This window comes from Alteriqipengyuania lutimaris, from assembly GCF_003363135.1.
Taxonomy (GTDB): Bacteria; Pseudomonadota; Alphaproteobacteria; order Sphingomonadales; family Sphingomonadaceae; genus Alteriqipengyuania; species Alteriqipengyuania lutimaris.
On the sequence record NZ_QRBB01000002.1, the window covers coordinates 430,407 to 447,544 of the forward strand.

General features: G+C 67.1%; 22 protein-coding genes. 11 read left to right on the plus strand and 11 right to left on the minus strand.

The genetic code is table 11. The annotated features are described in order from the left end of the window. The 3 genes from mgtE to DL238_RS15385 all read left to right on the plus strand — a co-directional run bounded on the left by mgtE (position 1) and on the right by DL238_RS15385 (position 3,091). Positions 1 to 1,461, plus strand: a complete 1,461-nt coding sequence (mgtE, locus tag DL238_RS15375; RefSeq protein ID WP_115493307.1) for a magnesium transporter — start codon at positions 1 to 3, stop codon at positions 1,459 to 1,461. Between the two features lie 98 nt (positions 1,462 to 1,559). Further along, entirely contained in the window at positions 1,560 to 2,639 is a 1,080-nt protein-coding gene (locus DL238_RS15380) for a hypothetical protein (protein WP_147291036.1), read from the plus strand. Positions 2,640 to 2,701: 62 nt separating this feature from the next. Continuing rightward, positions 2,702 to 3,091: a DUF1489 family protein gene (locus DL238_RS15385; protein WP_115493309.1), complete on the plus strand. Its 390-nt coding sequence runs from the start codon at positions 2,702 to 2,704 to the stop codon at positions 3,089 to 3,091. Here DL238_RS15385 and DL238_RS15390 read toward each other — a convergent pair. Together DL238_RS15390 and DL238_RS15395 are read right to left on the minus strand one after the other, a co-directional pair. Continuing rightward, positions 3,088 to 3,294: a helix-turn-helix transcriptional regulator gene (locus DL238_RS15390; RefSeq protein ID WP_115493310.1), complete on the minus strand. Its 207-nt coding sequence runs from the start codon at positions 3,292 to 3,294 to the stop codon at positions 3,088 to 3,090. The genes DL238_RS15385 and DL238_RS15390 overlap by 4 nt on opposite strands. Next, on the minus strand, positions 3,287 to 3,715 hold the full coding sequence (locus tag DL238_RS15395; RefSeq protein WP_115493311.1) for a hypothetical protein: 429 nt from the start codon (positions 3,713 to 3,715) through the stop codon (positions 3,287 to 3,289). Before DL238_RS15395 ends, DL238_RS15390 begins: the two co-directional genes overlap by 8 nt. A 130-nt stretch (positions 3,716 to 3,845) precedes the next feature. Here DL238_RS15395 and DL238_RS15400 point away from each other — a divergent pair, with 130 nt between their 5' ends. Further along, positions 3,846 to 4,091 carry a hypothetical protein gene (locus DL238_RS15400; protein ID WP_115493312.1) on the plus strand — a complete coding sequence of 82 codons (246 nt, stop codon included), beginning with the start codon at positions 3,846 to 3,848 and terminating at the stop codon, positions 4,089 to 4,091. Positions 4,092 to 4,231: 140 nt separating this feature from the next. Beyond that, positions 4,232 to 4,579, plus strand: coding sequence for a DUF4168 domain-containing protein (locus DL238_RS15405; RefSeq protein WP_115493313.1), 348 nt, complete (start codon positions 4,232 to 4,234; stop codon positions 4,577 to 4,579). A 57-nt stretch (positions 4,580 to 4,636) separates the two neighbouring features. On the opposite strand, the gene DL238_RS16435 is transcribed toward DL238_RS15405, so the two are convergent. Genes DL238_RS16435 through DL238_RS15425 form a run of 6 tightly spaced genes read right to left on the minus strand, consistent with a single transcriptional unit; the run spans position 4,637 to position 8,492 of the window. Further along, a complete protein-coding gene (locus tag DL238_RS16435; RefSeq protein ID WP_234031138.1) occupies positions 4,637 to 4,924 on the minus strand; it encodes a hypothetical protein in 288 nt (95 codons plus the stop codon). A gap of 21 nt (positions 4,925 to 4,945) precedes the next feature. After that, positions 4,946 to 5,158 (minus strand): hypothetical protein, encoded by a 213-nt coding sequence (locus DL238_RS16440; protein ID WP_234031139.1) that lies wholly within the window; start codon positions 5,156 to 5,158, stop codon positions 4,946 to 4,948. After that, positions 5,159 to 5,602: a hypothetical protein gene (locus DL238_RS16445; RefSeq protein ID WP_234031140.1), complete on the minus strand. Its 444-nt coding sequence runs from the start codon at positions 5,600 to 5,602 to the stop codon at positions 5,159 to 5,161. 4 nt (positions 5,603 to 5,606) lie between these two features. Continuing rightward, complete coding sequence (locus DL238_RS15415) at positions 5,607 to 6,278, minus strand: DsbA family oxidoreductase (RefSeq protein WP_115493314.1); 672 nt, start codon at positions 6,276 to 6,278, stop codon at positions 5,607 to 5,609. Then, positions 6,275 to 7,189 carry an NAD(+) diphosphatase gene (gene nudC, locus DL238_RS15420; protein WP_115493315.1) on the minus strand — a complete coding sequence of 305 codons (915 nt, stop codon included), beginning with the start codon at positions 7,187 to 7,189 and terminating at the stop codon, positions 6,275 to 6,277. Before nudC ends, DL238_RS15415 begins: the two co-directional genes overlap by 4 nt. Beyond that, on the minus strand, positions 7,182 to 8,492 hold the full coding sequence (locus tag DL238_RS15425) for a serine hydrolase domain-containing protein (RefSeq protein ID WP_115493316.1): 1,311 nt from the start codon (positions 8,490 to 8,492) through the stop codon (positions 7,182 to 7,184). Before DL238_RS15425 ends, nudC begins: the two co-directional genes overlap by 8 nt. Positions 8,493 to 8,602: 110 nt before the next feature. Here DL238_RS15425 and DL238_RS15430 point away from each other — a divergent pair, with 110 nt between their 5' ends. After that, positions 8,603 to 8,824 (plus strand): hypothetical protein, encoded by a 222-nt coding sequence (locus DL238_RS15430; RefSeq protein ID WP_115493317.1) that lies wholly within the window; start codon positions 8,603 to 8,605, stop codon positions 8,822 to 8,824. A 17-nt stretch (positions 8,825 to 8,841) separates the two neighbouring features. Here DL238_RS15430 and DL238_RS15435 read toward each other — a convergent pair whose 3' ends face one another. Beyond that, complete coding sequence (locus tag DL238_RS15435; RefSeq protein WP_234031141.1) at positions 8,842 to 9,894, minus strand: A/G-specific adenine glycosylase; 1,053 nt, start codon at positions 9,892 to 9,894, stop codon at positions 8,842 to 8,844. Positions 9,895 to 9,923: 29 nt separating this feature from the next. On the opposite strand from DL238_RS15435, the gene DL238_RS15440 reads away from it, so the two are divergent. The 5 genes from DL238_RS15440 to DL238_RS15460 all read left to right on the plus strand — a co-directional run bounded on the left by DL238_RS15440 (position 9,924) and on the right by DL238_RS15460 (position 16,283). Beyond that, positions 9,924 to 10,511: a DUF721 domain-containing protein gene (locus tag DL238_RS15440; protein ID WP_234031142.1), complete on the plus strand. Its 588-nt coding sequence runs from the start codon at positions 9,924 to 9,926 to the stop codon at positions 10,509 to 10,511. Next, a complete protein-coding gene (locus tag DL238_RS15445) occupies positions 10,508 to 11,251 on the plus strand; it encodes a thioredoxin domain-containing protein (protein ID WP_115493319.1) in 744 nt (247 codons plus the stop codon). Before DL238_RS15440 ends, DL238_RS15445 begins: the two co-directional genes overlap by 4 nt. Before the next feature lie 85 nt (positions 11,252 to 11,336). Then, positions 11,337 to 12,113 carry a DsbA family protein gene (locus DL238_RS15450; RefSeq protein ID WP_234031143.1) on the plus strand — a complete coding sequence of 259 codons (777 nt, stop codon included), beginning with the start codon at positions 11,337 to 11,339 and terminating at the stop codon, positions 12,111 to 12,113. Positions 12,114 to 12,133: 20 nt separating this feature from the next. Next, positions 12,134 to 15,556 carry an AAA family ATPase gene (locus DL238_RS15455; RefSeq protein WP_115493321.1) on the plus strand — a complete coding sequence of 1,141 codons (3,423 nt, stop codon included), beginning with the start codon at positions 12,134 to 12,136 and terminating at the stop codon, positions 15,554 to 15,556. A gap of 1 nt (position 15,557) precedes the next feature. Continuing rightward, positions 15,558 to 16,283, plus strand: a complete 726-nt coding sequence (locus tag DL238_RS15460; RefSeq protein WP_115493322.1) for a class I SAM-dependent methyltransferase — start codon at positions 15,558 to 15,560, stop codon at positions 16,281 to 16,283. On the opposite strand, the gene DL238_RS16570 is transcribed toward DL238_RS15460, so the two are convergent. Next, positions 16,284 to 16,769, minus strand: coding sequence for a MerR family transcriptional regulator (locus DL238_RS16570; protein WP_115493323.1), 486 nt, complete (start codon positions 16,767 to 16,769; stop codon positions 16,284 to 16,286). It lies immediately after the preceding gene. 1 nt (position 16,770) lies between these two features. Beyond that, on the minus strand, positions 16,771 to 17,073 hold the full coding sequence (locus DL238_RS15470) for an integration host factor subunit alpha (RefSeq protein WP_181883979.1): 303 nt from the start codon (positions 17,071 to 17,073) through the stop codon (positions 16,771 to 16,773). Between the last annotated feature and the right edge of the window lie 65 nt (positions 17,074 to 17,138).

Here is a 17,138-nt window from a genome sequence, read left to right on the forward strand (position 1 = left end):
ATGAGCGCCGACCCCCTCCTCGACGAAACGATCGATACCGAAGAGATGGTCGCGCAAGAAGCTGCCAGCGAAGGCGGCCGCCCGGACGACCGCGTCGACGATGCGCGCCACGACGAGGAAAACCGCCTCAAGCCCGAATATCTGCGCGCCGTGCGGCTCGCGCTGGAGGAGGACCGGCGCGGCGAACTCTACGAGCTGGTCGAGCCGCTCCACCCCGCCGACGTGGCCGACCTGCTCGAACTGCTCGACAATGACGAGCGTGGTTCGCTGACGATTGCGATCAGCGACCTGATGACCGGCGAGGTCGTCGCCGAGCTGAACGACTGGGTCCGCGAAGAGATGATGGAAGGGCTGCCCGCAGAGGCGGTGGCCCTGATCGCCGAACAGCTGGAAACCGACGACGCGGTCCAGATGATCGAGGACATGGGCGCGGACGAGCGCGAAGCCGTCCTCGCCGAAATGGACGCGGAGGACCGCGCCGCGATCGAAAGCGCGCTGTCCTATCCGGAAGAAACCGCCGGGCGCCTGATGAGCCGCGAGTTCGTGGCGGTGCCCGAACATTTCTCGGTCGGCGACTTGATCGACTACCTGCGGATCCACGGCACGCTGCTGGGCGATTTCTTCGAGGTCTTCGTGGTGGACGAGGCGCACCATCCGGTCGGCACCTGTGCGCTGAGCTGGATTCTCACCACGCCACGCCACATCGCGCTGGCCGACGTGATGAAGCGCGACCAGACCGTGATCCCGGTGATGATGGACCAGGAAGAGGTCGCGCTGATGTTCCAGAAATACGCGCTGATCTCGGCCGCCGTGATCGACGGGACCGGGCGACTGGTCGGCCAGATGACGGTCGACGACGTGGTCCACATCATCTCTGAAGAAGCGGGCGAGGATGCGCTGCTGCTCTCGGGTGCGGGCGACGGCGACATCAACGAGCCGATCCGCGAGGCTTTCTCCAGCCGCGTGCGCTGGCTGGTCGCGAACCTCGGCACCGCGCTGGTCGCCAGCCTCATCATCGCGGCCTTCGGCGCGGCGATCGAGCAGCTGGTGGCGCTCGCGATCCTGATGCCGATCGTCGCCAGCATCGGCGGCAATGCGGGCACGCAGACCATGGCGGTGACCGTCCGCGCGATCGCGACCAACCAGCTGACCCGCGCCAATACGGGCAAGATCCTGCTCCGCGAACTGCGCGTCGCGATCCTCAACGGGGTGACCATCGCGGTGCTGGTCGGCATCGCGACCGCGCTGGTGTTCGACTGGAAGCTGGGCGGCGTGATCGCGCTCGCGATGGTGATCAACGTCGTGACCGCGGGCTTGGCGGGCGTGCTGGTCCCCGTGCTGTTCGAGCGCGCCAAGCAGGACCCGGCGGTCGCGTCCTCGGTGTTCGTGACGATGGTGACCGACTCGATGGGCTTCTTCGCGTTCCTCGGGCTCGCTGTGGCGAGTGGGCTGGTGGGGTAGCGAGTCCCCCGAAACCGGGCATTCGTTTTCTACCCGGTGAAGACATGCCGATATGATAAGAGCGGCCCGATTATCGGGCAGCAATTGAGGACTCGCCGTTGCAACTCAAAGATGCCTCCGTCGATTTCGAGGGAAATCTTATTGCCGCTGGGTCCATGGACCACCCGGCAGACGTTGCAGGCAGGTTCCCTTGCCCCGATCTCGATCGCATCAAGATCGATCGCGAAACTGCGCGGATCGTGCGGTGCACGGCAATGCGAGACAGCTCGGGCTTCCACAGAACCGAGGAAATCGGCACCGTCCTCTTCACCCCGTTTGCGTCCGAAATCTGGCGGGCCTTGCGCTTCGGCGCCGAAAAGCCAGTAGAGAGAGCGCTTCTCCAGCAAACGGGTGCGCTGACCAGCTCGACCAGTCCAGCCGACAGATCGGTCCAACCCCTGTCCGACTGGCAACTGCGCATCGAGGAGGCGAACGGCGATGTCACCGTCCTCCTATCGGCGGCGCTTCACGCGGTGCCTCGGCGCGATTGGTTGGCGAGTGAAGGGAATTTCTGGGAACAGCAGGCTGGCGCTCGGGTGGAAACGCGCTTCACCATCAGTGCTGCGACCCGTGTCGCATGCTTCGGTGCCCATATCCCGCACGAGCACGCCGAGGCAGAAGGTGCGACGTCGCAGCCCACCTCACCCGACGGCCGCCGACTCAACCTCGCACAAGCACCTGTTGGACCCCAATGCGAGTTTGGGATTCGAGATAGACATTGGGTAGATTTCGGCTCCCATTCGGGCGGCTCACAGCCAAATATGACTATTACCGAGCACCGGAACGTTCGCCGTCTGACGAATGGATTCCTTTCTCACGGTTTGTGTGTCTGGCCGAGAATATGGATCCGGGGCCTGTCGCTGGCGTCAATATCTTCGGCTCTGGGCGCGGAGTCCTTGCGGCTATCGGGAGGGGGCATCGTGGTGTCTCTGAGCGACGATGGGCGGGAGGGCTGGTCACAAACCGCGTCGGAGTCCGCTCTGGAATTTCGCCTTCAAGCAGATGGACTGGCTCTGGACTACGACCTTACGGTTGCAGGTCGGGTGGTCAAAGACCGGGTGCTTTTGCCATGGGAGCTACTGATTCTGCGCTATCCCTCGATAGGAGTTCGCCGCCAGGAGATTCTCGACTCGGCTTAAACCAGCGTTCGCTCTCCACACCCTCGCTTGCCCCTCCACCCCCCCGCACCTACCTCACCCCCATGCCGCTCAACCTGACCAAGATCGCGTTCGGCGCGCAGTCTTTTGCCGACCTCGAAAGCTGGTATGCGAACCGGCGCAGCCCCAACCTCACCACGCGCTATCGCCCCACGCGGTGGGAGGAGTGCATCGGCGGGTCGCTGTTCTGGATCCACCAGCACAACCTCGTCGCCCGCAGCGAAATTCTCGGCTTCAGCGAGACCGGGAATGCCCGCTGGTCGATCGATCTCGAGCCGCGCCTGATCCCGGTCTATCCGCAACCCAAGCGCGCGCATCAGGGCTGGCGCTATCTCAAGGGCGAACCGCCGCGCGACCTGGCCGAAGGCGAGGAGGTGGGCGACGTGCTGCCCGGCGCGCTGGCGACCAAGCTGCAAAGGCTCGGGCTGATCTAGTCCGCCAGTTTGAAGAGGTCCTCGACACTGCGTCCCAGCGCTCGCGCCGCCTTCAGCGCAACGACGGTGGAGGGGATGAAGACCCCGTTCTCGACCGTGTTCACGGTCTTGCGGCTTACCCCCATACGTTCGGCGAGTTCGGCCTGCGTCCAGCCCATCGCCTCGCGCGCAGCACGGATTTCGTTTCGCAGCCCTTCAGCCATTGCCGAACGTTTCCAGGAGCCCGAACGATAGCAGCGCACCCGCAAGCCCGACGCTGACGATGAGATGCGCAGCCTCCTGCGCCGACAGTGGCTCGAACGGGGCGACGACGAACACCAGCATCGCGACGAAGAGCGCTGCGAGGAAACCGCGCGTCACCGCCTTGGCGCGGTTGGCACGGGTCACTTCGTCATCCCCGATCTCGCGCAGATGTTTGGGAAACCACATGCCGCCCCAGAACAGCGTCGCCGCGGCAAAGCCGACGAGGACGAACCAGATGGCGCCCTGCCACCAGGTGACGGCCTCCCAGTCCCAGTTCGCCAGCACCACCTGCCGCACGGCGAGGATCAGCAGTCCGATGAAGGGTGCCATGTAGGCCCGGTTGCGGGAGAGTTCGTCTGCGCGTTCGATATCATTCGTCATGCCAGTATCCTTGTAACCTATGGGTTACTTGTAACCTTCGGGTTACAGACATGTCAACACGCAGCAGTCGCGCCATCGCACTCGGAACGCTCTCCTGCCCCCAACCATTGATGAGGAAAGGAGAATTTTCATGCCCGAACGCCAATCGCGTCACCCCGACAACGACCTGATCGACAAGATCACCGAGAACCCCACACCCGACCAGCAGGGCCGTGCCGAAGGCGACGTCAACCGCCGTGTCGGCGCGCGCGACGAGCTGAACCGCGCGACCGATCCCGACAATCGCGAGCCCGCCGTCGGCTCGGACAATCCCGAGCAGGACGCACGGAAGGGCGAGAAGACCATGCGCGCCATCAAGAACGGCAACCAGGCCTGACAATCCGTGCGAGTGGGGTGCCTTTGAACTCTGTCATACCCCACTCGTCCAAACTCAGTCACGACCCGGCGCGCTAAGGTTGTGGCGAAGCCGATGGATCACGAGGTGCGCGCCCGTATCATTCGAACGGGAGACACCTCATGAATCTATTCCTCAGCACGATCGCCACCGCATCCCTTGCCCTCGCCGCGCAGCCCTCGCTGGCGCAGCAGGCTCCCGCTGCACCCTCAGCCACGCAGATGGCGCCCGTCTCCGACGCCGAACTCGAAACCTTCGTGATCGCCGCGTCGATGATCGGCCAGATCCAGCAGAACGCCGAGATGGAAAAGGCTGCTAAGGACGAGGCGGCGATGAAGGTGCTCTCGCAGGCGCAGATGACGCCGCAGCGTTTCAACACGATCGGCGCCGCGCTCCAGACCAACGAAAAGCTTCAGGCGCGCGCCACGCAGACCGTGTCGCGCCTGAAGGCACAGCAAGCTGACGGCTGACGATTTGCCCACAGCGAGAAGCCCCGCCATATCCGGCGGGGCTTTTTCTATCGGCCCCTATTCGCGAGCCAGCCACGGCGCCTCGACGCTCCAGAAGATGACGTCGACGCCGAGGTAATCGCGCGCGAAGGCCACGAATTCCTCGCGGGTGAATCTCTCGCCCGTTTCGGGATTGGTATAGGTCAGCGTCGGCTCCTGGATCGCCATCGCGACCAGCGGGAGCGCTTCCTTGTGGCGGTTGAAGAAGGGGTAGCTGTTCTTCATCTGCGCGCGCCTGTGCGGAACGATGTCGGGCCCGCCTGCGCCTATCCCCTCTTCCACCGCGAGCGCGAAGGCCCGCTCCATGTAGCGGTGGTCGTTGTTCCACTAGCACGGCCAGAAATTGAGGTACTGGACCACGTGCGTCTCTTCGAACGCAGAGCGCGCGGCGCGCATGTTGTCGAGCGTCGCGTCGAAATAGGCATCGCAGGTGAAGCCGTCCTCGCCCCCCTCCTCGGCCAGCGGATCGAAAGAACTTTCGGGCAGGTTCACCCCGTAGAGGCGACCATCGAACCGCTCGCCCAGCGCCTGCAACAGCATCTAAAAACGCGCGCGCACCACGGGGTTCCAGTGCATCGCGGTCCACCCCTGCCCCTCCGGCTCGCCCTCGCCCGGATTGTCGTACTGGCGCGCGAGCCCGCCGCCATACTCGGGATCGTCGAGCAGATATTGCGGCACGTTGCGCGCGGTTGGCAGGAAGAACCGGTCCTGGATCTGCGCAAACAGATGCTTGCCGCGCGCATCGGTCAGCGCGAGGTCGGCCTCGATCGCACTGAAATCGTACACGCCCTTCTCGGGCTCAAGCATTCGCCAGGGATAGACGACCTGCGCACCCTCGACATCGGGGCGGTCGAGCAGGTCGGTATTGGCTTCGAGTTCGCCGGGGCCGGTATAGATGAAGTTGCGCGGGTCCTCGCCCGCCGATGCAGGCGCGGCGCACAGCATGCCGAGCCAGCACAGCAGCGACAGGGCGATCGCGCGCATCCTTCTAGACCTTCTCCGCCACCCGCCGCAGCGCGTCGGCGTAGGCCTCGGCCGGTTGCGCGCCGGGGATGATGAACTTCTCCGCCACGATCATCGCGGGCACCCCGGTGATGTTCATTTCGAAGGCGGCATGTTCCTCGGCGCGGACCTTGCGCGTGTAGTCTTCGCTCCCGAGCGCGGCCTGCGCCTGCGCGCGGTCCAGCCCTGCCTCTTCGGCGATATCGAGCAGCACCGCATCCTCGCCGATCGCACGGCGCTGGCTGAAGTGCGCGTGGAACAGCGCGAGCTTGAGCTGCGTCTGCTTCTCGGCCCCGTGCGCATCCAGCGCCCATGCAAGAAGCTTGTGCGCGGCGAGCGTGTTCCACATCATCGCATCGGGCGCCGGTTCTTCGCCTTCATAGTCGAGCGAGACGCCCGCGCGATCTGCCGCTTCGCGCATCTGGTCCTGCACGCCGCGCGCCTGCTCGGTCGTGCGGCCGTACTTGCGTGCGATATGCGCGGTACGCTCCTCGCCCTCCGGCGGCATGTCGGGATTGAGTTCGAACGCGTGCCAGCGCACTTCCGCCTCGATCTCGCCGTCCAGCGTGTCAAGCGCCTGACGCAAACCGCCCCAACCGACGAGGCACCACGGGCACATCACGTCGGACCAGATGTCTATCGTCAGCGTCTTCGTCATTGGGCCACCCACCAGCGGAAGAGTTGATGCGCGATCGTGTGCGGCGGGGGCGAGACCATCGGCGCATCGTCCCGCCCCTCGAGCAAGGCGATCACCTCGTCGCGCGTGTACCACTTTGCCTCGGCCATCTCAGTCTCGTCGAGGGTGATGTCAGTCCCTTCCGCGAAACCGATACACCCGATCATCAGCTGGCTTGGGAAAGGCCACGGCTGGCTGAGGATGTAGCGCACATCGCGCACCACGATGCCGACTTCCTCCAGCACTTCGCGCGCCACGCCTTCCTCGATCGTTTCGCCCGGCTCGACGAAGCCGGCGAGCGCGGAGAAGCGCCCCTCGGGCCAGCCGAGCCCGCGGCCGAGCAGCAGGCGCCGTTCGTCTCCGGCGCAATGCTCGACCAGCATGATGCTGACCGGGTCGGTGCGCGGGAAATGGTCCGCACCGCATTCGGTGCAGGTCCGCTGCCAGCCGCCCTTGGCGATCTTCGTCGGACCGCCGCACTGCGCACAGAAGCGGTGCCGGGCGTGCCAGTCGACGAGGCTGCGCGCGCCGCCGTACAATGCCAGCTGGTCGGGCGCGAGCGCGGTCATGAGCGACCACAATTGCGGGTTCGCCATGCGCGGGCGCGCGTCACCCTGTGTAGGCACGCAGGCGAAGCAGGCTTTCTCGCCCCCGTCGGACCGGTCGAGGCCGAGAAACACTAGTTCGGCACCCTCGGGCGCATCGGCGAGCGTTCCCCACGCCAGCCGCCCACCTTCATCCACGGAGGGGCTCAGCCCGTCGAGCAGCAGCAGCCGCGCCTTCCAGTCCATCCGCGCGGCGAGCCCGTCCGGGTCGGCGCGCAGATTGTCCGCCCGGTCGAGCGGCGATCCCGAGAACGCGATGGGGTGCGTGGCGCCGCCCGCCTCAGCCATGGGCCTTGGCGAGGTCGGCACGCACGAGGTCGGGGAAGGCGCTTTGAATTTCGTACACGTCGGTCGGCATGTATTGCGAGTACAGCTGCGCGCGCAGGCCATGCTCGAAATCGACCACGGCAACGGTGCCTGCCGCGCCGCCCCAGCCATAACTGCGCCCGACCACGCGCCCGCCCGCGCCGAAGCCCTGACCCTCGGCCCAGCTGCCGGTCGTGTCGACCGTGGCGGGCAGAAGGTTCGAGGTGCCGACATTCACTGCCTGCTCGCTCAGCACGCGGGTGCCGTCGATCATGCCCTTGCCCAGCAGCATCCGCAGGAACCGGTCGTAATCCTTCGGGGAGGAGACCAGCCCCGCCCCGCCGAAGGGGAAAGGTGGCGTGTCGAGATAGATCGAGGATGCGGCGGGATCGATCGGCAGCGAGCGATCGCCCATCACCCAGTAATTGGTGGTGAAGCGGCCGATTTCGCTCTTGGGGACGGTGAAGAAGGTGCTGGCCATCCCGGCAGGGCCGAAGATGCGTTCCTGCAGCACCGCGTCGAAGGGCTTGCCCTCGACCACTTCGATCACCCGGCCCATCAGGTCGAGCCCGACCGAATAGGACCACTTGGTGCCCGGCTGGTAGACCAGCGGCACGGTGGCGAGCGCGTCGGCGAAAGCTTCCAGACTGGCCACCGGTTTCGCACTGCCCGCGCCCGGTATCGGCATGCGGCTGACCTGTCCGGGGATGAGGCCCAGCCGGTCGTATTCGTCCTTGATCGCGCCCTGCTGGATGATCTGGTAGCCGAGCCCGGCGGTGTGGGTCAGCAGGTGGCGGATCGTGATCGGGGTGGTCGCCGGCTCCAGATTGTCCTCGCTGATCGGGCCGTCATATTCCTTCTGCACCTGCATGTCCGCAAAGGCGGGCAGGATGTCTGACAGCGGCTGGTCGAGGCCCAGCTTGCCTTCGGAAATCAGCTGCATCGCCATCATGCCGGTAATCGGCTTGGTCATCGAATAGATGCGGTAGAGCGAATCCATATTGGCCGGGCTATTGCCGCTGAGCGCCAGCGTGCCGCGAGCGATCGAGTGGGCATGGTCGTCCTGCTTCCACCCGAAGGTCGCGATCATGTTCGCGACCTTCCTTTCCTTCACATAGCGTTCGACCTCGGCAGCCACACTCGGCCATGCCTCGCTGACGTCGTGAGCGAACAGCGCGCTGCCGAACGGCAGGCTCGCCAGCATCGATCCCCCTGCGAGGCAGGCACCCCCGCGCAGCAGGCCGCGACGCGACAGGCCGCCATCCGTGAATTCCCGATAGGCCATCTGTTCTCTCCGTTGATACGTTTTGCGGCGAAACTTAAAGCCCGCCTGCCTGCCGTCAATCGCGCATTTTGGGTCTTGCCAGCGCGAGGTGCGTTAACCATATAAGACACATGCTCAACATCCTCTCCTGGCTGTTCGGACTCGTCGGCCTCGTCATCGTGATCCTGGGCCTGATCCCCTTCATTGGGATCCTGAACTGGATCGCCCTGCCCTTTCTCGTGATCGGCACGATCCTGGGCTTCCTGTCTTCCAGCACGAGCGGGCGGACCTTCTGCATCATCATCATGATCATCTCGATCGTGCGCCTGTCGCTGGGCGGCGGCCTCCTGTGATGCGATAGGCGAGCGGACTAGAGCAGGCGCGCTTCGGCCGCCTGCGCCAGCCGCGCTGCCTTGGCAAACAAGGTCGGCAGGCCCGCTTCGTCGAGCCGGTCGAGCGGCCACCATTCCCCGCTACCCGCGGGTTCGGCCGGCGCGGCTTCGCCGCGCAGCACCGAAAGATGAATCGCGAAATGGGTGAAGGCGTGGCGGACCACGCCCGCATTCTCCCACTCCCCGTCCAAGGGCGGATCGCCCGATCCGTCGGCGCGGGCGGACCAGCCATCGTCGGGCAGCGCGCGCATCCCGCCGAGCATCCCGCTCGGCGCGCGCTTGACCAGCCAGACGCAACGATCACGCTCGATCCAGTATGCCCGGCCCTGCCGCACGGGCTTCGCCTTTTTGGGCGCTTTCACCGGCAGCCGCTCCGGTCCATGCTCGCGTGCCGCGCATTCGCCCGCCAGCGGACAGATATCGCATGACGGAGCGCGCGGCGTGCAGACCCTGCTGCCGAGGTCCATCATGGCCTGTGCGAAATCGCCGCTGCGTTCGTCGGGCGTGATCGTGTCGGCGGCAGCGCGGATCGCCTTGCGCGCAGCCGGAAGCGGCTCCTCGATCATGAACAGCCGCGCGACCACCCGCTCGACATTGGCGTCGACGACCACCGCGCGCCTCTCGAAGGCGATCGCGGCAATCGCGGCGGCGGTGTAGTCGCCCACGCCCGGCAGCCCGAGCAGCTCCGCCTCGCTCTCGGGAAAGCCGCCCATGTCGGCGACCGCGCGCGCGGCCTTCACCAGATTGCGCGCACGCGAATAGTAACCCAGCCCCGCCCATGCGGCGAGCACGTCTTCCTCGGGCGCCGCTGCCAGCGCGTGAACATCGGGCCAAACTTTCGTGAAGGCCGCGAAGTAGGGCTTCACCGCCGCCACGGTCGTTTGCTGCAGCATGATTTCGGACAGCCAGACGCGGTAGGGATCCGGCGCGGCCTCCCCCGGGGCCGCCCGCCACGGCAGGTCGCGCGCATGCTCGTCGTACCAGGCGAGCAGAAGGTGCGGGATAGGGGGCGGGTTGTCGCTGGCAGTCACGCCCGCGCTATGGCATCGGTGGCCACCCGATGGAACGCCCGCCCCCCAAAACCCCCGGCAAAAAGCTCGCGCCCAAGACCGCTGCCGGTGGCAAGCGCAAGGCGAAGGGCAATGTGCGCCCGTTCGAACGGCCACGCGGCGGCGGGCCCAAGGCGGTCGGCGACCTGATGCCGCAGGTCGGGCGCACCGCATTCAGGCGTTACGGCTTCGTACAGAGTTCGGTCGTCACGCGCTGGCCGGAGATCGTCGGCCCCGAACATGCGAAGGTCTGCGCGCCCGAAGCGATCCGCTTCCCGCCGGGCGAACGCGCCGAAGGGATCCTGCAACTGGTCGTCGCGCCGGGCCATGCGCCGATCATCCAGCACGTGATCCCCGAGATCATCGAGCGGGTGAATCGCTTCTTCGGCTATCGCGCGCTCGCCAGGGTCAAGATGCGGCAAGGCCCGGTTCAGCAGCCCGCCGGCAAGGGCGAGCCGATCGCGCGGCCAGCCGGACTCAAGCCGATTCCTATGGAACTGGGCGAGAGCTTGCGCGATATCGGCGATCCCGAATTGCGTGCGGTGCTCGAAGGGCTGGCGCGCACTCTGGGCGACGAGAACGAAGGAACCGACCGATGAAATACCTATTCGCGGCGATCATGGTGCTGGTGGCGGGCCTGTCGGCCACGCCAGGCCTTGCCCAGAGCGCGGGAGCGAGCGCGGGCGCGGACGGGAACTGGCTGGCGAGGGTCGAGCGCACGCCGGTCTCGCATCTCGTCGGCGATCCCGACGCCCCCGTCACGCTGGCCGAATATATCAGTTATACCTGCCCCCACTGCCGCGATTTCGCGATGCGGGGGGAGGAAATCCTCAAGCTCGGCTATGTGCGTACGGGTGACCTGCGCTTCGAATACCGCCACGCCGCGGGTAACGTGGTCGACCTGACCGCGTCGATGCTCGCGCGGTGCGGCACACCCGACCAGTTTTCCGCCAATCACGCCGCGTTGATGATGGCCCAGCCGCAGTTCAACGCGCTGCTGCGGCTCGCGAGCAAGGCCCAGACCGATCGCTGGAATTACGGCGACCCCGCCGCACGCCGCCGCGCGGTGGCGAGCGATCTGCACTTCTACGATATTTTCGAGCGGCGCGGATATCGTCGCCCCGAACTCGACCGCTGTCTCGCCGACCAGGCGCTCGCCGATCGGCTGGAGGCTGCGGGCCAGCGCGACCGCGACGAAGTGGGCGTAACCGGCACGCCGAGCTTCGCGATCAATGGCCGCTTGCTTGATGGCGTGCACAACTGGGACGCGCTCAGCGTCGCGCTCGCCGATCCGGATGCTTCCGGCGACGGGTCGCCAGCCGGGGGCGCGGCCGACTAGCGCCGGTGGAGAACCCACGCCGCCCCCTTCCGAATCGCCGGGCCTCGCGCCTATCCTTTCCCATCGGCTCGAAAAGGACCGAATGATGAGTGTTTCGAAGATTGCCAGACCTTTCGCCCTGACCGCCCTCGCCATGCCACTCGCTCTGGCCCTTGCCGCCTGCGGATCGAGCGACGAGAGCGAAGGTACGGTCGCTGGCGAGCCGGTGGCCGAAGTTCCCGCGCCCGAGGGCCAGGCCTGGTCGGAAACCGCCGAGATCACCGATCGCAACGGCTATCTGGTCGGCAATCCCGAGGCGCCGATCAAGCTGGTCGAATATGGCTCGCTGACCTGCCCGGGATGCGCGCAGTTCTCCCGCGATGCGAGCGAGACGCTGCTGGGCGAATATGTCGACAGCGGGCGCGTCAGCTTCGAATTCCGCAGCTTCGCGATCCACGGCCCGATCGACCTCGCGCTGACCCGGTTGATCGACTGCGGGCAGCCTTCGCAGGCAGTGCCGCTGGCCGATCAGGTCTGGGCCAACCTGCCGACCATCCTCGACACGGTTCAGCAGCGCGGGCCGCAGCTCGAACAGACGCTCTCGCTGCCCGAGGACCAGCGCTTCGTCGCTTTCGCTGAGACTGCCGGTCTGCTCGATTTCTTTGCCGCCCGCGGGATCAGCCGCGACCAGGCGCGAACCTGCCTCGCCGATGCCGAACGCCTGAGCGAGATTGCCGAAGCCTCGCAATCCTACGGTACGGAAGACGAGATCACGGGCACGCCGACCTTCGTCCTGAACGGCAACCAGCTGGATCTTTCGCCAGGCGCCGTCTGGCCGCAGGTCGAAGCGGCGCTGCAGCGCGCGGGCGCCCGCGACGAGTAATGGCGGGCTAAGGCATCTCGATGGAGATACGGCGACTCCGCCTCTCTGGCTTCAAGAGCTTCGTCGAGCCTGCCGAACTGCGCATCGAACCGGGGCTGACGGGCGTCGTCGGCCCCAATGGTTGCGGCAAGTCCAACCTGCTCGAGGCGATCCGCTGGGTGATGGGGGAAACCTCCGCCAAGTCGATGCGCTCGGGCGGGATGGAAGACGTGATCTTCGCCGGGACGGAAGCGCGCCCACCACGCCAGTTCGCCGAAGTGGTGCTGACGGGTTCCGACGACTCGGGCGACGAGCTTGAAGTCGTCCGCCGGATCGAACGCGGCGCGGGCAGCGCCTACCGCGTCAACGGCAACGACGTGCGCGCGAAGGACGTCGCGCTCGCCTTTGCCGACGCGGCGACCGGCGCGCATAGCCCCGCGCTCGTCAGCCAGGGCAAGATCGCGCACATGATCGCGGCCAAGCCCGCCGAACGCCGGCAGATGCTGGAGGAAGCGGCGGGGATCGCGGGGCTGCACGTCCGCCGCAAGGATGCCGAGAGCAAGCTGCGCTCGACCGAGAAGAACCTCGAGCGGCTGGAGGACCTGCTCGCCGGGCTGGACACCCAGATCGCCAGCCTGCGGCGGCAGGCCAAGCAGGCCGAGCGCTACGCCAGGCTGACCGACGAGATCGGCGTTGCCGAGGCGCGGCTGGTCTTCGCCCGGTGGCGCGATGCGGCGGCGAGTGCGGAAGCGGCGCGCAAGGCCGCGAGTGAGGCGACGCAGGCGGTCGCGCAGGCCAAGGAACGCTCGGACGAGACCGAAAAGGCCCAGCGCGCAGCGGCGGAAAAGCTCGCCGATGCGCGCGATGCGCTGGTCGCGGCGCGGACCGATGCGGGCGCTCAGGAGCAGCGGCTGGCGGGACTCGAAAAGGAACGCGACGCCGCGCTCGCCCGGCTCGCCGATCTCGACCGGCAGGCCGAACGGCTTGAGCAGGACCGCGAGGATTACGGGCGCACCGGGCGCGATGCGGCCGATGCGCTCAAGCGGCTCGAAAGCGAGCTGGCCGCGAGCGAGAAGGCACGCGACGAAGCCGAGGCCGCGCTGCCGCAGATCATCGCCGATGCCGAGCGTGCCGAGCAGGCCGAACGCGCCGCCGAGCTCGACCTCGCGCGCGCCAATGCGGAGCACGCCGCGCTCGATGCCGAATGGCGGGTGGCGCGCGCCGCGCTCGAACAGACGGAGCGGCGCGTTGCAGGTCTCGCCAGGGAGGCGGAACGGCTGGAGGAAAGCGCGCGCCAGCAGGCGGGTGCCGACGACCCTGCCGAACTCCTCGAAACGGCGCAGCGGAACGTGAAGGAAGCGGCCGCGCGGCGCCAGGCGCTTGCCGCAAGGATTGCGACCGCCCGCGAGGCTCGGGATTCAGCGCGGGTCGAGATGGAGGCCGCGCAGGCCGCACTCGCCGAGGCGCGCGCCGAACTCGCCGGCGTCGAGCGCGAGCATGCGGCGCTGGAGCGCGATCGGCACGGCCGCGACAAGGCGCGCGCGGCGAAGGCGGGGCTGCCCGTCCCGCTCGACAGGGTCCGCGCCGAGCCGGGCTACGAAGCCGCGCTGGCGGCGGTGCTGGGCCGCGACGGACGCAGTCCGCTCGGCCTGCTGCCCGATGCGCAGGATGGCCGCTTCTGGACCGGCGCGCCGCAGCCCGAACCGGTCGCCGACAACCTGCTCGATCACGTAAAGGATTGCCCCGAGGAACTCCATGCGCGGCTCGCCCGCGTGGTGGTAGCGGAAAGCGATGACGCCCGGACGCTCGAACCGGGTACTTGGCTGGTCACGCTCGGCGGCGCATTGCGCCGGTGGGACGGGCTGGTGGTGCGCGGCGAAGGCGGGGCCGAGGCCGCACGGCTCGAAGCCGCCAACCGTCTCGCCGCGCTGGCCGAAAGGCTTCCCCCCTTGCAGCGCGCGGTGGAGGAGGCCGAGGGCCGCTCGGCCGCGGCCCGCACCGCACTCGACGCGGCGCAGGCCGATTTCTCGCGCGCCGAGGGCGAAGCGGATTCCGCCGCGCAAGCCGAGCGCGAGGCGCTGCGCGCGCTCGACCGCGCCGAAGCCGCGCTCGCCAGCCATGCCGACAAGGCGCGTGCGATCGAGCAGGCGCGCGAGGAGCTGGCGGACCAGCGTGCAACGGCCGAGCGCGAGCTGGAGGCGGCACAGGCGAAGCTCGCCGACCTGACCGATCCCGAAGCGCTTGCCAGCCGCCGCGATGCCGCGCGCTCCGCGCACGAGACCGCGCGCACAAACCTGAGCGCCGCGACCGCCGCGCGCGCTGCGCAGGAGCAGGCACTGGCCGTCGCGAAAGAGCGTGTCTCCGCCCACCGTGCCGACCGCACCCATTGGGATCGCCGCGCCGACGAGGCCGCCCGGCGGCTCGCAGACATGGACTCACGCGTCGCCGAGATCGCCACGGCGCGCGAGACGATCGGCGACCAGCCCGACGCGCTGCTCGCGCAGATCGAAGCGGCCCGCACCGCGCATGAGGAAACCGCCGCCCGGCTCGCAGCGCTGCAGGCCACACTCGACGAGGCGCAGGCCGCCGCCGACGCCGCCGATGCGGCCCAGCGGAGCGCGAACGAGACGCTGGCCGAGGCGCGCGAACGACGCGCCCAGGCCGAGACCCGGGCCGAGAACGAGGATGCACGCCGGTCGGAAATGGCGCGCGTTTCGGGCGATCGTTTCCACAAGCCGCCGCCGCTGCTGCCGGCCACGTTCGAATTCGACGAAAACGATGTCGCGGATCGCGAGGCCGAGGCCGAAGCGCTCGAGAAACTGACGAGCGCGCGCGAGCGGATCGGCCCGGTCAATCTGGTCGCCGCGGACGAGCTTGCCAAGATCGAGGAAGAGCATGGCTCGACCGCCGCCGAGCGCGAGGAGCTGACCGAGGCGGTGCATCGCCTGCGCGGTTCGATCGGGCAATTGAACCGCGAGGGGCGCGAGCGGCTGAAGGCGGCGTTCGAGCAGGTCGACGCGCATTTCCAGAAGCTCTTCGCCCGCCTGTTCGAAGGCGGGCAGGCCCACCTCGCGTTGATCGACAGCGACGACGTGCTCGAGGCAGGTCTGGAGATCTACGCGCAGCCACCGGGCAAGCGGCTGCAATCGCTCACGCTGCTGTCGGGCGGCGAACAGGCGCTCACCGCGATCGCACTCACCTTCGCGCTCTTCCTGACCAACCCAGCGCCGATCTGCGTGCTCGACGAAGTCGATGCGCCCTTGGACGATGCGAACATCGACCGCTTCTGCGACCTGCTCGAGGCGATGACGCAGGAGACCAGCACGCGTTATCTGATCGTGACCCACAACGCCGTGACGATGAGCAGGATGCACCGCCTGTTCGGCGTGACGATGATCGAGAAGGGCGTCAGCCGCCTCGTCAGCGTGGACCTGCAGGCCGCCGAACTGCTGGCGGCGGAGTAGCGTGGAAGAAGCCGACGACATCTACGATCCTGCATTCGTGCGGGATGTGTTCGACCGTTGCTCCGACAAATATATCGCCTTTTCCTACTGGTGCTCGATGGGCTTTACCGAACGTTGGCGGCGGCAATGCGTCGCGATGCTCGACCTGCCCCCGGATCCGTGCAGCGGCTACGACCTGATGGCGGGCACCGGGGAAGCCTGGCCGCATCTGTTCGACGCGTACCCACAGATCGATTCGATCCATGCGGTCGACATCTCGGAAGGGGTGCACCGACGGGCCATCGCCCGGGTCGGGACCATGCGCGCGGACCGGATCCGGTTTTGTCGCGACGATGTGCTGGCGAGCGACTTGCCGGACGAGGGCGCCGACTTCGTGATCGCCACCTTCGGCCTGAAGACGTTCAATGCCGCCCAGCACGACAAGCTCGCCGCACTGGTAGCAAGGCTTCTCCGCCCCGGTGGCCGATTCGCATTTATCGAGGCATCCGATCCCCGTGGCTGGCCCCTGCGGCCGCTCTACAATCTCCACTTGCGCAGGGTGCTGCCGGTGATCGAACGGACCTTGCTGCAGGGGGCACACGATTTCGCGATGATCGGGGAGTACACCCGCAGGTTCGGGAATTGCGCGGGGTTCGCCACCGCACTGCGCCAGGCGGGGCTGAATGCCGAAGAGCGTAGCTTTTTCTACGGATGCGCGACAGGCGTGCACGGGCACAAGCCCGGCTGATCAATCCCCGATCGCCTCTGCCAGCGCCGCCCGGATGTCCTTGAGTTCGGCGAGCAGGGCCTGCTGCGTTTCGTCCGGCTGGTGGTCGGATGAACGACGCAACGGCGCGAAGGATGCGGGTTCGGCAATCTCGTCGGGATCGGGCAGGTCGCGCGCGGTCAGGTAGCGACGCACCCCTTCGCGCGGTGCTTCGGGCCGGTCATCGTCCGTAGCGCTCATGCCTGCCCGCCCCTTCTCGATCGCGGCACGTGCGCCCTTCAGCGTGTAGCCTTCTTCGTTGACAAGCCGGTTGATCGTCTGGACCAGCGCAACGTCGTCCGCGCGGTAATACCGTCGCCCCCCGCTCCGCTTCAAGGGATTGAGCATCGGGAACTGCTCTTCCCAATAGCGCAGGACGTGGGGTTTGAGACCGAGAGCCCGTCCGAGTTCGCCGATGGTCCGGAGCGCCTCGGCATCCTTACCATCGTCGAAGTCACGGCGGATCATCTCAGCTTCCGTTCGCAATCCGGTCGCGAAGACTCTGGCTGGCGCGGAAGGTCATGACCCTGCGCGGCGTGATCGGCACTTCGACGCCGGTCTTGGGGTTGCGGCCGATCCGCTCCTTCTTGTCGCGCAGGATGAAGCTGCCGAAGCCGGAGATCTTGACGTTCTCCCCCTCCTTCAGCGCATCGCACATGTGCGCGAGCACGGATTCGACAAGCGCAAGCGATTCAACCCGGCTGAAGCCGAGCTTGCGGTTGATGGTTTCGGCCAGATCGGCCCTGGTCAGCGTACCCGCCGAGCGCGACATTGTCTGGGGACCCCCTCTTTCACCATTGCATCGCCAGCCACCTCTTGGTGGTCGCCTAAGGCCTA